The sequence below is a fragment of the Dialister micraerophilus genome (assembly GCF_947090205.1).
GTDB classification, from domain to species: Bacteria; Bacillota; Negativicutes; order Veillonellales; family Dialisteraceae; genus Dialister; species Dialister micraerophilus.
In genome coordinates, this window is sequence record NZ_CAMUNF010000001.1 from 64,888 (window position 1) to 79,004 (window position 14,117).

Annotated in this window: 16 protein-coding genes; 1 reads left to right on the forward strand and 15 read right to left on the reverse strand. The window is 31.3% G+C overall.

Annotated features, from left to right (window positions below):
- The 3 genes from mreC to P6922_RS00325 all read right to left on the reverse strand — a co-directional run bounded on the left by mreC (position 1) and on the right by P6922_RS00325 (position 2,725).
- Positions 1 to 909 (reverse strand): rod shape-determining protein MreC, encoded by a 909-nt coding sequence (mreC, locus tag P6922_RS00315; protein WP_276873392.1) that lies wholly within the window; start codon positions 907 to 909, stop codon positions 1 to 3.
- Between the two features lie 3 nt (positions 910 to 912).
- Positions 913 to 1,950: a rod shape-determining protein gene (locus P6922_RS00320; RefSeq protein ID WP_007554335.1), complete on the reverse strand. Its 1,038-nt coding sequence runs from the start codon at positions 1,948 to 1,950 to the stop codon at positions 913 to 915.
- A gap of 280 nt (positions 1,951 to 2,230) precedes the next feature.
- Positions 2,231 to 2,725 (reverse strand): YajQ family cyclic di-GMP-binding protein, encoded by a 495-nt coding sequence (locus P6922_RS00325; protein WP_007554273.1) that lies wholly within the window; start codon positions 2,723 to 2,725, stop codon positions 2,231 to 2,233.
- A 216-nt stretch (positions 2,726 to 2,941) separates the two neighbouring features.
- Between P6922_RS00325 and fba the strand changes: the two genes are divergently transcribed.
- A complete protein-coding gene (gene fba, locus P6922_RS00330) occupies positions 2,942 to 3,874 on the forward strand; it encodes a class II fructose-1,6-bisphosphate aldolase (protein WP_276873395.1) in 933 nt (310 codons plus the stop codon).
- Between the two features lie 66 nt (positions 3,875 to 3,940).
- Here the strand turns inward: fba and dapA are convergent, their stop codons facing one another.
- From dapA to nusB, 12 genes are all read right to left on the reverse strand, one after another.
- Positions 3,941 to 4,825 carry a 4-hydroxy-tetrahydrodipicolinate synthase gene (gene dapA / locus P6922_RS00335; RefSeq protein ID WP_276873397.1) on the reverse strand — a complete coding sequence of 295 codons (885 nt, stop codon included), beginning with the start codon at positions 4,823 to 4,825 and terminating at the stop codon, positions 3,941 to 3,943.
- 18 nt (positions 4,826 to 4,843) lie between these two features.
- Positions 4,844 to 5,878, reverse strand: a complete 1,035-nt coding sequence (locus P6922_RS00340; RefSeq protein ID WP_276873399.1) for an aspartate-semialdehyde dehydrogenase — start codon at positions 5,876 to 5,878, stop codon at positions 4,844 to 4,846.
- Positions 5,879 to 5,889: 11 nt separating this feature from the next.
- Positions 5,890 to 6,675: a 4-hydroxy-tetrahydrodipicolinate reductase gene (gene dapB / locus P6922_RS00345; protein WP_276873401.1), complete on the reverse strand. Its 786-nt coding sequence runs from the start codon at positions 6,673 to 6,675 to the stop codon at positions 5,890 to 5,892.
- Between the two features lies 1 nt (position 6,676).
- The gene (gene recN, locus P6922_RS00350) at positions 6,677 to 8,353 is read right to left on the reverse strand and encodes a DNA repair protein RecN (RefSeq protein ID WP_276873403.1); all 1,677 of its coding nucleotides are present in this window, start codon (positions 8,351 to 8,353) and stop codon (positions 6,677 to 6,679) included.
- Positions 8,354 to 8,363: 10 nt separating this feature from the next.
- Positions 8,364 to 8,819, reverse strand: a complete 456-nt coding sequence (gene argR / locus P6922_RS00355; protein WP_007554435.1) for an arginine repressor — start codon at positions 8,817 to 8,819, stop codon at positions 8,364 to 8,366.
- A 106-nt stretch (positions 8,820 to 8,925) separates the two neighbouring features.
- Positions 8,926 to 9,786: an NAD(+)/NADH kinase gene (locus tag P6922_RS00360; RefSeq protein ID WP_276873407.1), complete on the reverse strand. Its 861-nt coding sequence runs from the start codon at positions 9,784 to 9,786 to the stop codon at positions 8,926 to 8,928.
- Complete coding sequence (locus P6922_RS00365; protein ID WP_276873409.1) at positions 9,783 to 10,619, reverse strand: TlyA family RNA methyltransferase; 837 nt, start codon at positions 10,617 to 10,619, stop codon at positions 9,783 to 9,785. Before P6922_RS00365 ends, P6922_RS00360 begins: the two co-directional genes overlap by 4 nt.
- A 13-nt stretch (positions 10,620 to 10,632) precedes the next feature.
- Complete coding sequence (locus tag P6922_RS00370; RefSeq protein WP_276873411.1) at positions 10,633 to 11,487, reverse strand: polyprenyl synthetase family protein; 855 nt, start codon at positions 11,485 to 11,487, stop codon at positions 10,633 to 10,635.
- Entirely contained in the window at positions 11,444 to 11,707 is a 264-nt protein-coding gene (xseB, locus tag P6922_RS00375; RefSeq protein ID WP_007554409.1) for an exodeoxyribonuclease VII small subunit, read from the reverse strand. Before xseB ends, P6922_RS00370 begins: the two co-directional genes overlap by 44 nt.
- Before the next feature lie 11 nt (positions 11,708 to 11,718).
- Positions 11,719 to 12,780 carry an exodeoxyribonuclease VII large subunit gene (xseA, locus tag P6922_RS00380; RefSeq protein ID WP_276873414.1) on the reverse strand — a complete coding sequence of 354 codons (1,062 nt, stop codon included), beginning with the start codon at positions 12,778 to 12,780 and terminating at the stop codon, positions 11,719 to 11,721.
- On the reverse strand, positions 12,758 to 13,714 hold the full coding sequence (locus P6922_RS00385; protein WP_276873417.1) for a tRNA (adenosine(37)-N6)-threonylcarbamoyltransferase complex transferase subunit TsaD: 957 nt from the start codon (positions 13,712 to 13,714) through the stop codon (positions 12,758 to 12,760). Before P6922_RS00385 ends, xseA begins: the two co-directional genes overlap by 23 nt.
- Complete coding sequence (gene nusB, locus P6922_RS00390) at positions 13,707 to 14,108, reverse strand: transcription antitermination factor NusB (protein ID WP_276873419.1); 402 nt, start codon at positions 14,106 to 14,108, stop codon at positions 13,707 to 13,709. Before nusB ends, P6922_RS00385 begins: the two co-directional genes overlap by 8 nt.
- Positions 14,109 to 14,117: the final 9 nt, after the last annotated feature.

Below are 14,117 nucleotides of genomic sequence, written 5' to 3' on the forward strand. Positions count from 1 at the left end.
TTATTCTCCAACTCTATTCATATTGGGATCCATAGGCGGTTCTTTTAATAATTCTTCTGAATTTTCTTTTTGTAATACAGTTCTTGCGATAGGATTCATAATAACGAACACTTCTTCCAAACGTCCAAAATTTACTGCAGGTTTAATTTCTATAGATTGTGTTGAACCGGCCTCATCTACAATTACATTTTCAACAACACCTACCAACGCACCTTTAGGATATACACCGCCATATCCGGAAGCTATAATTTGGTCTCCCTTTACAATATCCGCCTCACGCGCCAAGCCTGAAATAATCAAATTACCGGGATTAGTACTGTTACCTGAAGCTATTGCCTCAACTCGCGAATCAAGCCTTTGAACCAAGACACCGATTTTACATCCCGGATCAATCAAAAGTTTGACTCTTGCAGATGTAGGATATACTTCCGTAATATAACCTACAATACCTTCCGGTACAATTACAGGCATATATTTTTTCAGACCTGCATCTTCTCCATGATCGATTACCAATGTATTTGACCATACACCATAATCTCTCATAATTGTCGTAGCACCCATTAATTTATATTCTTTACTGCGTTCTTTAAATCCCAAGAGAGTTTTATAACGCATATTTTCAGCCAAAATTTCTTTATAAACGGATTGTTCAGCCTTTAGACTTCCATTTTCACGTTTCAACTCTTCAAGTTCATTCCAATTGTCTATTATTTGATCCAATATTGAAATTCCTGTCTTACCAAGAAAAGAAACTCTACTTATACCATGCTCAAACGGAGCTGTCGTAAATGCTAAAGATTTAGAAATAAACGGCACCGATTCACGATGTCGCCATCCCCATCCGCAAAAGCCTAAAACCAATAAAACGACAATCACAGAAACTATTTTACGTTTATCAAAAAAGAACAATTTTTATGCTCCTCCATAATATTTTTCGCCGTTTTCAATTATCAATAATTTTTTACTAAACTCAGTTAATGCCAAATAACAACCTTTAACTACTGAAATATCCGGATTTTCTGAAACATATACCGGAACTCCCAATTCAGAAGCAAAAAAATCTGCTATATCCGGAAACAATGCGGTACCCCCTGATAACAGTATTCCATTTATCATCAAATCTTCTGCCATTTCAGGTGTTATCTCATAAAACATTTTTTTTACTAAATTTACTGCAGGCTCAAATAAATGATGCATAAGACCGTAAATTTCATTGTAATTCAACTCACAAATAACCTCTACTCCGTCTTTTACACGTCTGCCTCTTACAGTAAGTGAATTTTTAACTCCTGTTTCAGCAATAGATTCTCCAATATTCTTTTTTAAAATTTCCGCTTGATTTAAGCTTATATGAATATTATACTCTTCTCTTAAAAAAGAACGTAAACCTTTATCAATTAATTTCCCGCCGAACTCTATATTATTCGATTGCAACAAACCACCGCTTGCAAAAATTCCGCATTCGGTAACTTCACTTCCAATAACCACAGAACATATAGTTTCCGGAAGATACAAAATAGAACCGGAACCTATAGCTGCAGCCGCAGAAGATGAAATTAAAAATACTTTTTGAACACCTGCATGAATAGTAGCGTCTACAAGAGCATGTCTTACCACAGCACTCATATCACAAGGAATAGAAAGCATGACTATAGGTTTACTTGCAGACTTTTTCAATGCCTTTGATATGAAATAATTCATCATTGACTTTACTAAATTATAATCAGTCATAACGCCACATTTTATAGGCCAAATCAATTGTATTTTTTCCGGCTCCTGGTTATATCTTACAATCGCATTAATTCCGAAAGCTACAACAGACTTATCAATATAATCAATTGCTACCGCAGAAGATTCAGATAAAATAAGTTTGTTTTCTGAAAATATACGTATTTGAGATGAACCCATATCAATTCCTAATTTTTTTGTTGTTCCATAAAAAGATTTCATTTAAATATCCTTCCTGACATACAACAATATTGTATCATATATATTCATAAACTTGTAAAACAATAGACGTAAAACAGGCTTAAAATGGCATTAATAAACCTTTATATAATAAATTTTATAATCGCTAAATTTACAATTTCAAAAATAATTAATATCTTACAAATTTTTAAATCACAAACAATTTTATTATAACTTACTTATTGATAAACATCATAATAAATTGCATTAAAAAAGTCGACTGCTAAATTTATTTTTCAGTAGTCGACTTAAATTATATTTATTATCTATAATTTACAAACTGTAAATCAATATCAAGATCTTGCTCCTTCAAAAATGAAATACATTCTTGCAAATTATCTTTATCTCTTCCGCTTATTCTTACTTCATCGGAATTTATTTTAGCTTGAACTTTTATTTTTGAACTCTTTACAAGTTTCACTATTTTTTTTGCTGTTTCAGAGGAAATTCCATTTTTAAGTTCCAAAACTTGCCTTACGGTTCCACCTGCAGCTGCTTCTTTTTTATGCTCTATAATATTTTTTAAAGATATTCCACGTTTTACCAATTTACCGTTTAAAATTTCACGGACCAACTTCAATTTAAAATCATCATCCCCGATTAAAACAATCTCATTTTCTTCGGTTAAACTTATTTTACTTTTACTTCCTTTAAAATCATATCTTGTTGCAATTTCTTTTGAAGCCTGATTAACAGCATTATTAACTTCTTGTAAATCAGTTCTGCAAACAACATCAAATGAATAATCCTTAGCCATATAAAATCTCCTTAATTAAATTAATTAAATCGCATTTCTTAAATTAAATTTTACCACATATAATTTAATTTTGCTTAATATGCAAATTATACAAATTTTATTTATATACTTTAAATTATGGAAAAAGAAATATTACTCGAGTATAATGAAAGTGATTAATATTATTTCTATCATTCACGTTATATTTTAATTGTGAACAACGAAAGGATGTTTATAATGCCAATAGTAGGAACAAAAGAAATGCTCAAAAAAGCATATATTGGAAAGTATGCTATAGGAGCATTTAACGTAAATAATATGGAAATTGTACAAGGAATAATGGAAGCTGCACATGAGAAGAAATCTGCAGTAATTTTACAAGCATCTGAAGGTGCTAGACAATATGCCGGACAAAATTACATTGTAAGTCTTATAAAAACAGCTTCCGCTCAATATCCTGAAATACCGGTTGCAATTCATTTGGATCATGGTTCTTGCTTTGAAGTTTGTAAAGAATGCATTGATGGAGGATTTACTTCTGTAATGTATGACGGTTCAAGACATGATTTTGAAAAAAATATAGAAATTACAAAGCAGGTTGTAGAATACGCACACGCTCATGGTGTTGTTGTTGAAGCTGAATTAGGAAGACTTGCAGGTGTCGAAGATTTGGTAAGTGTAGACGCGAAAGATGCCATTTTTACAGATCCTGACCAAGCAGTTGAATTCGTAGAAAAAACCGGATGTGATTCACTTGCAATAGCTATAGGAACAAGCCACGGTGCATATAAATACAGTGGGGAACCTTATCTTGATTATGAAAGACTTGAAAAAATAGGTAAGTTGTTGCCGGATTATCCGATTGTGCTTCATGGTGCTTCTACAGTCATTCAACATTATGTAAAGAAGTGTAATGAATATGGCGGAAAAGTAAACGGTGCAAAAGGTGTTCCTGAAGAAATGCTAAGAAAAGCTGCTACAATGGCAGTTTGTAAAATAAATATCGACACCGATATACGTTTAGCCATGACTGCAGCAGTTCGCCAAGCACTTATTGAACATCCAGAAAATTTTGACCCGCGTAAATATTTAAAAGAAGGAAGAAATGCAGTAAAAGAAATGGTTATGCATAAAATCGAAAAAGTTGTCGGTTCTTCAAATTCTATATAAATTTTTACCTCTTAAACTAATAAAAAAAGTATCAGTTATAAACTGATACTTTTTTATTTTAAAACACTATATCTTACCATAAAATTTCAACAAATCTTTTACGAAATTTTCTTCCTTTTCAGATGCCTCTACCATAGGAAGTCTAAACGTTCCTCCCGGAAGTCCCATCAAATTTATTGCGGTTTTCACAGGAATAGGATTTGTTATAAAGAAAAGTTCTTTCATCATTCTGTAATATTTTAAATGTATTTTTGCAGCTTCTTTTAAGTTACCTGACTCAGCAGCTTTCACAAGTTCAAGCATTTCATCTCCGATTATATGACTTGCTACGCTTATAACTCCTGCACCGCCAATTGAAATAAGAGGTAATGTGAACGAATCATCTCCGCTGTAAATCAAAAAATTCTCCGGTAAAAGAATTCTCTCTTTGGTTGTTTGTTCCCAATTACCTACAGCATCTTTTATTCCTACTATATTTTCACATACATCCGTAAGTCTCTTTACAGTTTCAGGTAATATATTCGCACCTGTTCTTCCTGGAACATTATATAAAATTATAGGAAGTTTTGTTGAATCTGCAATCTTTTTAAAATGTCTGTACATACCTTCTTGAGTAGGTTTTACATAAAAAGGAACAATAACAAGCAATGCATCAAGTCCTATATTTTCTATTTTTTTTATAAATCTTATTATGCTTTCAGTATCAATACCGCCTGCATTACCTATTACATATGCTTTATCTCCCACAGATTCAATTACAGTTTTATATAATTTAATCTTTTCTTCTTCAGAAAGCGTAGCACCTTCACCTGTTGTTCCACCTGCTAAAATACCTTCCGAACCGTGATCAACCAAGTATTTGGATAACTCTGACACTCCTCCATAATTTACATTTCCTTCTTGATCAAAAGGTGTTATCATAGCCGTTATTACACGTCCGAAATTATTCATATTTTCACACTCCCCGTTTTAAATTAAATTGTTTTCAATTATATATTCTGCTATTTGCAATGCATTCAATGCTGCACCTTTCAACAATTGATCTCCTGAAATCCAAAGATTTATTCCTCTTTCATTATATAAATCTTTACGTATTCTTCCTACAGATACATCGTAGAAATTTGTTGCTTCAATCGGCATCGGATAAATCATTTCCGATATATCATCTCTCAATTCAACACCTGGAGAGTCATCCATCATTTCTTTTATTTTTTCTATATCTACTATATCTTGAGTTTCAATATATATTGATTCTGAATGACTTCTAAATACAGGTACTCTAACTGTTGTCGCCGTAATAGCAATCGAATCGTCATGAAGAATTTTATGAGTTTCATTAACCATTTTCATTTCTTCTTTTGTATACGCATTGTCCATAAATTTATCAATGTGCGGAATCAGATTGAATGCAATCGTATAATGCTTTTCAGCAGATGCATATGGTAAAATTTTAGCTTGATATTCTTCGCCTTTAAAATATTCTTTTGTTTCCAATATCAATTCTTCAACTGCATCTTTACCTGCACCAGACACAGCTTGATATGTACTCACTATTATTCGTTTTATAGGTGATAATTTATGAATAGGATTTAAAGCCACCAACATAATAATCGTAGAGCAATTCGGATTTGCAATAATTCCCTTATGCATTTTAATGTCATCTGCATTTATTTCCGGAATAACTAACGGAACATCAGATTCCATACGAAATGCACTGGAATTATCAATAACAATTGCACCACGTTTTACCGCTTCAGGTGCCAATATTTTACTTATAGATCCACCTGCAAAAAAAGCAATATCTATATTATCAAACGATTCCGGTTTAGCTTCTTCTACAGTAAGAACTTTTCCACAAACAAGCATTTTTGTTCCGGCAGATTTTTCCGAAGCCAATAATTTTATTTTATTAAATGGAAAATTTCTGTCTTTTATCAACTTAATGAACTCTTTCCCAACTGCTCCACTTGCACCTAAAACAGCAATATTCGGTTTTTTATCCATAATTTACCTCTTCATAAATATTTTTCCAAGCCATATGTAACTCCATGAACTGAAGCCACTTTCCTGCAAGCAATCATAACTCCCGGCATAAATGATGTTCGATTCATAGAATCATGTCTTATCGTTAATACTTCTCCAAATCCACCGAAAATTACTTCTTGATGTGCTACAAATCCCGGAAGTCTTACGCTATGAATATGAATTCCTTTATATTTTCCTCCGCGAGCTCCTTCCAAACTTTCAGATGTTTTATCTTCAAGCATATCCAAAGTTCTTGCTTGTGCCATTTTTTCAGCTGTCAATTTTGCTGTACCTGATGGCGCATCCAATTTGTTATTGTGATGTAATTCAATAATTTCAGCATTTGGTAAATATTTTGAAATTTCAGCCGATGCTTTCATTAAAAGTACCGCACCCAATGAAAAATTCGGAGCAATAAGTGCATTAGCTCCTGTTTTTTCTGAAATTTCCGATAACGCTTTCCGCTGCTCTTCAGTTAATCCTGTAGTACCTATAACTATATGAATTTTTGCATTTAATACTTTTTTTGCATTTTCAAATATTACTTTCGGTGTTGTAAAATCCACTACTACGTCAGGTTTTGACAAAAATCCTTCTTCCAAAGTGGCAACTATTTTAATACCGTTTGCAGCTATACCTGCAACTTCACCGGCATCTTTTCCTGCTTGCTTGGGATCAACAGCAGCAACTAATGATAAATCTTTTTCATTTACCAATGCACGCACTACTTCACTTCCCATGCGCCCACTTGCACCGTTAACTAAAATTCGAATCATACTAAACCCTTCTTTCACTGTTCTTTATTACTTTCTCAATTTCTTTAGCAGAATCCAATGCACTTTTACTTGAATCACTGCCGGAAATCATAAAAGCTATGTCTTGTAAATGCTCTTCATGACTCAATTTTTTCAAAACACTTAATGTTCGTCCATTCTCTACAAATTTTTCAATTCTGTAATGTGCATCTGCTATACTTGCAGTTTGCGGTAAGTGTGTGATGCATAAAACTTGAGTGTTTTTAGATAACATTTTCAATTTACTTGCAACTTCAACAGCAACTTTCCCGCTTATTCCTGTATCAATTTCATCAAAAATCATAGTATTTTTACCCCATAAGTTTGATGTAATTATTTCAATTGCAAGCGAAATTCTTGATAATTCTCCTCCGGATGCAATATCCTTCATCGGCTTCAACGGCTCACCTTCATTTGCTGAAAAATAAAATTCCATAGAATCTACTCCGATAGCTGTAGGTTCTTGAGATGGAATCATTCTAAGTTCCATAGAAGCAGCTTTAATTGACATATCTTTAAGAGAATTTACCAATAAATCGCAAAATTTCTTTCCTTCTTTTTCTCTTAATTTATATAAAATTTTTGACTTTTCAGATAAAACATCATTCTGTTTTTTTAATAATTCCAACAAACTTTCTTTATCAAAAAACATTTTTTGAATTTCATCTATTTCTTTAAGTGCTTTTTCATAATAATTAAGTACATCTTCCAGTGAAGGTCCGAATTTACGCATAAGATTTTTAAGTACTTCATCTCTTTGATTTAATTCATCCAATTCATTTTCGGAAAAATCAAGCAAGCTTAAATGATTTCCTATATTATTTATAATTTCTTCAATCGAAAATTTTATTGATTCCAACTCTGACGCTGTTGAATCTAAATCTTTATCATACTTACTTATACGAGATATTTCCTTTTCAGCAACTGACAGTTTATCTTGTATGCCGTTTTCTTCAGAAAGGATATTGGATACTGTTTGCAAACCGTCTTGTATACGTTCATAATTTTGCAAAACAGATAATTTTTGTGCAATTTTACTATCTTCTTCCAAACAAATTCTAGCATCTTCTATTTGTTGCGTTTCCCACAATAAAACATCCAGCTTACGCTGATATTCCTGTTCTTCTTTATTAAGTTTTTCAATTTTACTTTTTGTGGTTTTCCAATCAGAATAAATTTTGCTATATTCATTCCATGCAGATTTTATCTCTACACTGAAATTATCTATAATTCTTTTACAAAAATCAGAATTCAATAAATCGGTATTATCATATTGCTCATGAAATCGAAAAAGTTTTTTACCTATTTCTTCAAGTTTTTTTACCGAACAAAAAAATCCATTAACAGTACAAGTACTTTTACCGGATTTGTTCATTTTTCTTGATATAATAATGTCTTCATTGTCATCATTCACTTCAAATTCCGAAAGAAGGGAAACAATTGACTTATTTATTGAAAAAATTCCTTCAACACAAAAAAAATCTTCTCCACTCCGAATTAAATCCGTGCTGCCACGCTTACCCGCTAAAAGTGAAAGTGCATCTACCAAAATAGATTTTCCTGAACCAGTTTCACCTGTAAATACAGTAACACCATCACCAAGTTCCATTTCAATATCTTTAATAATTGCAAAATTTGAAATATGAAGACTTCGAAGCATTTTTTACCTCTTAACTTTCCAATAATTGTTGAATTCTCTTCATAAAAACTTCAATATCTTCAGGACTTCTCAAAATAACTAAAATTGTATCGTCACCTGCTATAGTTCCCAATACTTCTTTTTCGTGTCCTTGATCAATTATATATGCGACAGAATTTGCAGAACCAGGTAATGTATGAATTACAACAAAATTCATCGTACTGTCAATTTTAGTAATTGCTTCTTGAAACAAAATAGATTTATGTGTTTTCGACATAACCGGCTGATTATCTGTAGATAATGCATAACGATATTTTCCATCTTTATAAGGAATTTTAACGAGCATCAAATCTTTAATATCTCTGGATACCGTTGCTTGTGTTACAGCGATACCCTCTTTTTGTAAAGCTTCTGCGAGTTCTTCCTGTGTTTCAATTACTTGAGATTGTATTATTTCTTTAATTTTCATACTTCTGTATCGCTTCATATGATTTACTCCTTCCATATCGCACACACTACTGTATCATATTACATAACTATAACTAAATATATATAAAAATGGAAAAATATTCAATATAATTGAATGAATTTCATTATAATTTTTCATTAAGCATTTCTAAAAAATTTTGATTTTTAAATCGTATAAAATTGATATTCTTCTTAATAATAGATATTTCCAATCTGTCTCCATATGATAACGATTCGGACATTTCTCCGTCAATAGATACTTCTATTGATTTTTGCCTTTCCGGTATTGTTATTGTCACTATATCACTAGGATTCAAAACTATAGGAAATTTTTTAGATATATGCGCACAAACCGGTACTACCAAAAACTGTTCCGAACAAGGAAACAATATAGGTCCTCCACAAGATAATGAATATCCGGTAGAACCGGTTGCAGTTGAAAAAACCATTCCGTCTGCAGGATATTGTTTTGCAAAAATTTGATTTACAAACAAATTCATTCTTACCATTGTTCCGATTCTTCCCCTACCTATCACTACATCGTTAAGTGCAGGATGAAGTATTTTTAAATTACCGTTGGAATAAATTATTTTCGCTTCTAAAAATGCACGCTTCTCTTCTATATAATCACCATCTATTAATTGGTTGATTCTGTTTTTAAAGTCATTTACAGCTATAGAATTAAGAAATCCCAAATCACCTAAATGTATACCGGCAATTGAAACGGAATAATCCGCCATTTTTTTTGAGGCATTCAAAAAAGAACCGTCTCCACCTATTGAAAATATATACCTTGAATTTTTTCCTATCCATTCTATGGACTTGAAATGATTTTCATCAATTTCAATATTATTTTTTTTGAATTCTTCAAAATAACTTTTCGGAATATAATATTGAATGTTTTTCAACTTCAAATATTCAATAAATTCATTCCAAAATTTATATAAATTTGATTTACTCATGTTAGGAAAAATTCCTACATTCATATGTTCACTCCCAATTCTTTATGCGCTGAAAGTACTACATTTTCAATAGATTTATTATTGATATCGCTACACTGATTTTTTCGCAACCAAGCTAAAAATTCAATATTTCCACTTCCACCTTTAATAGGCGAATATGTCAATCCCCATGTATATAAACCGGATTCTTCAAATTTTTCCAATACTTTCAATATAACATCACGATGAACTTGTGAATCTTTAACAATTCCACCTTTTTGAACTTTCTCTTTTCCCGCTTCAAATTGAGGCTTTATTAAAATAACAAGATTTCCGTCATCTTTTAATATTAAATTTACAGCCGGTATAATCTTCAATACTGAAATAAATGATATATCTGTAGAAATAAAATCTACTTTCTCACCTATACGCTCAAGTGTAACTTCTTTTATATTTGTCTTTTCCATATTTACTACACGACAATCACTGCGTAATTTCCAATCTAATTGATTTGTTCCTACATCTACAGCAAAAACTTTTTTTGCTCCTTTTTGAAGTGCACAATCCGTAAATCCTCCCGTAGACGCACCTATATCCATCATTACTGAATTATTTAAATCTATATTAAATGATTCCAATGCTTTTTCAAGTTTATATCCACCTCGACCTACATAAGGCATGATTTTCCCTTTTATACGAAGCTCGGAGTCTATATATACTTTTGTTCCGGGTTTATCCACAGGCATATTGTCAACTAATATTATACCCGCCATAATGTGTCTTTTTGCATTTTCTCTGCTGTTAAAAAATCCCCGTTCTACTAAAAGAACATCAAGTCTTTCTTTTTTTACTTTATTTTTTACTTTTTTTTCAGACAAAATTTTCCTCTTTCTATGTTCTTCTGTTAAGTATATATAACACCAATTCCGTCAATATATAGCTGTCTACTTGCATAAGTTCCAATGCTTCAATTGCTTTATATGCCGTTTCTTCTGCAGCCAATTTTGCTTTTTCAAGTCCTAATAAACTTACATATGTGTTTTTATGAGTGTTTTTTATTTCATTGTTATCTTCTTTATAATCAAGTATATCATCGGTAATTTGAAATAAAAGTCCCAAATGTTTTGCAAATTTTCTTAATTGCTCGGCATCGGATATAGACATATGTGTTAACTGAATAGCCATATCTACGGGTGCTTTTATCATACGTCCGGTTTTAAATTTATCCAATAATTTCAATTCATCCAATTCTATTGATCTATTTTCAATTTGTATATCATGTACTTGTCCGGCTACCATACCTTCCGCACCTGCAGCTATAGAAAGAATTTCAATTAATTTGCATCTGTCTTTTGCAGAAAATTTTGCTTGTGAAATTAATTGAAATGCAAATGTCAATAATGCATCTCCTGCTTGTAAAGCTACTCCTTCACCGTATTTTTTATGATTTGTAAGAATTCCTCTACGATAATCATCATTATCCATGCAAGGCAAGTCATCATGAATCAGAGAATATGTATGCACACATTCAACAGATGCAGCTATATCCAAATATTGTAAATAATCAACCTTAAACATTTCTAAAATAAACAAAAATAAACATCCGCGTATACGTTTACCATTAGATAATAAACTGTAATTCATGGAATCAAATAATATTTTATGCTCAGGTCTCTGTATTTTTAACAAACCTGCCAAATGTTTATTGATCAGATTCCTTTTTTCTTTCAAAATGTTTTCTATCATCGTTTACACTTTCTTCCAAAATATTATCAATTTCTTCAGATATAAGTTTTATCTGACTTTCAGCATCATTTAATATTTCCAAGCATTTTTTAGCTGCAATTGTTCCGGATTTAAACTCCACCAACATTTCTTCTATTGATAAATTTTTGTTTTCTATATTATTAACTGAATTTTCCAGCTTTTTTATTTCATTTTCAAAAGAATTGGATTTTTGTGACATCGAATACCGCCTTAAAACTTATTTATATATGATTCTTGCAATTTAATTAAATTTTCAATACACTTTTTTTGCATTGCTATAATATTTTTTATATATCCTTGTTTCAAATTTCTGCAAAATATTATAATTTCATTCATTTTATCAAAAAGCACTGTTTTATTAATTGATTTTCTAAGTTTATACAGATTTATTATAAAATCGGATTTTTTATTTTCCATTTTAAACTTAAATACCTGTTTCAAACAATTTAATTGAAATTCAATTTTACTGTACAAAACTTTTTCTTCTTCAACAACAAGTTCAGCAGCTTGCGTAGGTGTAGATGCTCTATAGTCCGCAACCATATCCAATAATACATCATCTACTTCATGACCTATCGCAGAAACAACAGGTATTTCAGAATTATAAACTGCATCTAAAAGTATCCGCTCATTAAAAGGCCTAAAATCTTCTTCTGCGCCTCCACCTCTTGCAATAATCAGTACATCGGGTTTTACATCACTTTTATTCGCCAATTTAATCATTTTTGACATTCCTAATGCGGCTTTTTCTCCTTGCACGGCAGAGTTATATATGTAGTAAGAAACATTTTTATTTCTTAAACGTCCGGTCTTTATAATATCATGAACAACCGCTCCGGATTTAGAAGTTATAATTCCTACAATAAAAACATATTCCGGCAAAGCTTTTTTTGAATAAACAGAAAAATAACCTTTTTCTTCAAGTTCTTTAAAAAGTTTTTCTTTTTCAATTTGAATTTGACTTTTCCCTGAAACAATTACTCTTTCAGCCAAAAGCAAAGGTTTACCGAAATATTTATCATATAATATGTTCCCTGAAATTATTACTTTTTCTCCGGATTTAAGTTTTCTCTTTACAAAACTTAAATGCATATGATTTATTTTGCATGATATTTTATATGACTCATCTATCAATGAAAAATAACAGTTTCCTGAAAAATGCTCACGCAAAGAACTTACAGTTCCTTCTACATTGATATTTTTATTAAGATAATTTTTCTTTATAGACTCTGAAATTATTTCCGAGCACTCATTTACAGTATAAACTTTCACTTTTATACCTCATATATGCCCCGAAAGCATTTCCCGTTGAATTATCGGTACTATATTTACTTTGCGCAAAATACATTGAAATTCCATATTTTTCAGCAAATTTCATCAAACGTTCTCTTAGATATATATTCGCCATAACACCGCCTATGGCAATAAAACCTCTTTCTTTGTCAAGATTTGCTCTTGTCAATCCTTTTATCAATGCATCTGCTATTGTTTTTAATACTCCTTGTGCAATATTTTCTTTAGTAAATTTTTTTGAAAGAATATCTTTTTGTACTTGCGTTTCAGGTCCCGCAAAACTAAACGCATTTTTTACATCGGCAATAGGAGGATTATATAAATGTTCTCCTTTAGCTGCTAAAAGTTCAAGTTCTTTACCACAAGGAAATTGCAACCCCAATGCAACACCTATACGATCTATATACTGTCCGGCAGTAATATCCAATGAATGCATTACATCAGAAATTATCATTTGATTATCTTCCCAATCCACACGAACAACATCGTTTGTTCCCCCGGATAAATGCATAACATAAAGCTTTTTACCCCAAAGATTCGGAAAATCACAAATTGCAGCCATAGTATGATTTTCCTGATGACTGAATTCATAAACAGGAACGTGTAATGTACTTCCTAAAACATTTGCACAACCTTTTCCTACTAAAAAGGCAGGCATAAATGAATCTGCCCGCCTCCTGGGAAATGCTGAAACACCTATTCCTTTTATGTCATTTATATAAGTGTTTAAATTTTTAAAAATTTCAGGAATATTACGTACATGTTGATATACCATCTCTGATTGAGATAATCCGCGTTTCCCCGGTTTTACAGAAAGAATTTTACGTTTTTCATAAACCTTTCCGGTTTCACCATCATATATTGCTGCAGACGTTGTATAACAACTGGTATCTATACCTAAAAATTTAGCCATTTATATCACCTGATACCGATTCTAAAATACCATTTATAAACTTAAAAGAATTTTTTCCGCCATATATTTTAGCTATTTCAATTGCTTCGTTAAAAATCACATTTTTTTCTTGCTTTTCATCTTTCAAAAAAAGCATTTCAGCTATAGCAATCCTCAATATATTTTTATCTACTACATTCAACTGATTAATTGACCATTTTTTTATATGTTTTTTTATCAATAAATCAATTTCTTCATTATTTTCTCTAACAGAATTTATTAAATTTTCAGCAAATTGCTTACCTGAGTTCGATAATTTTTTATAAATTTCAGAATTAATTTTTTCCGTCTGAGGATTTAATTCATTAGCATATAGTACTTCTAATGCATATTCTCTGGAATATCTGCGTTTCATATATTTCAC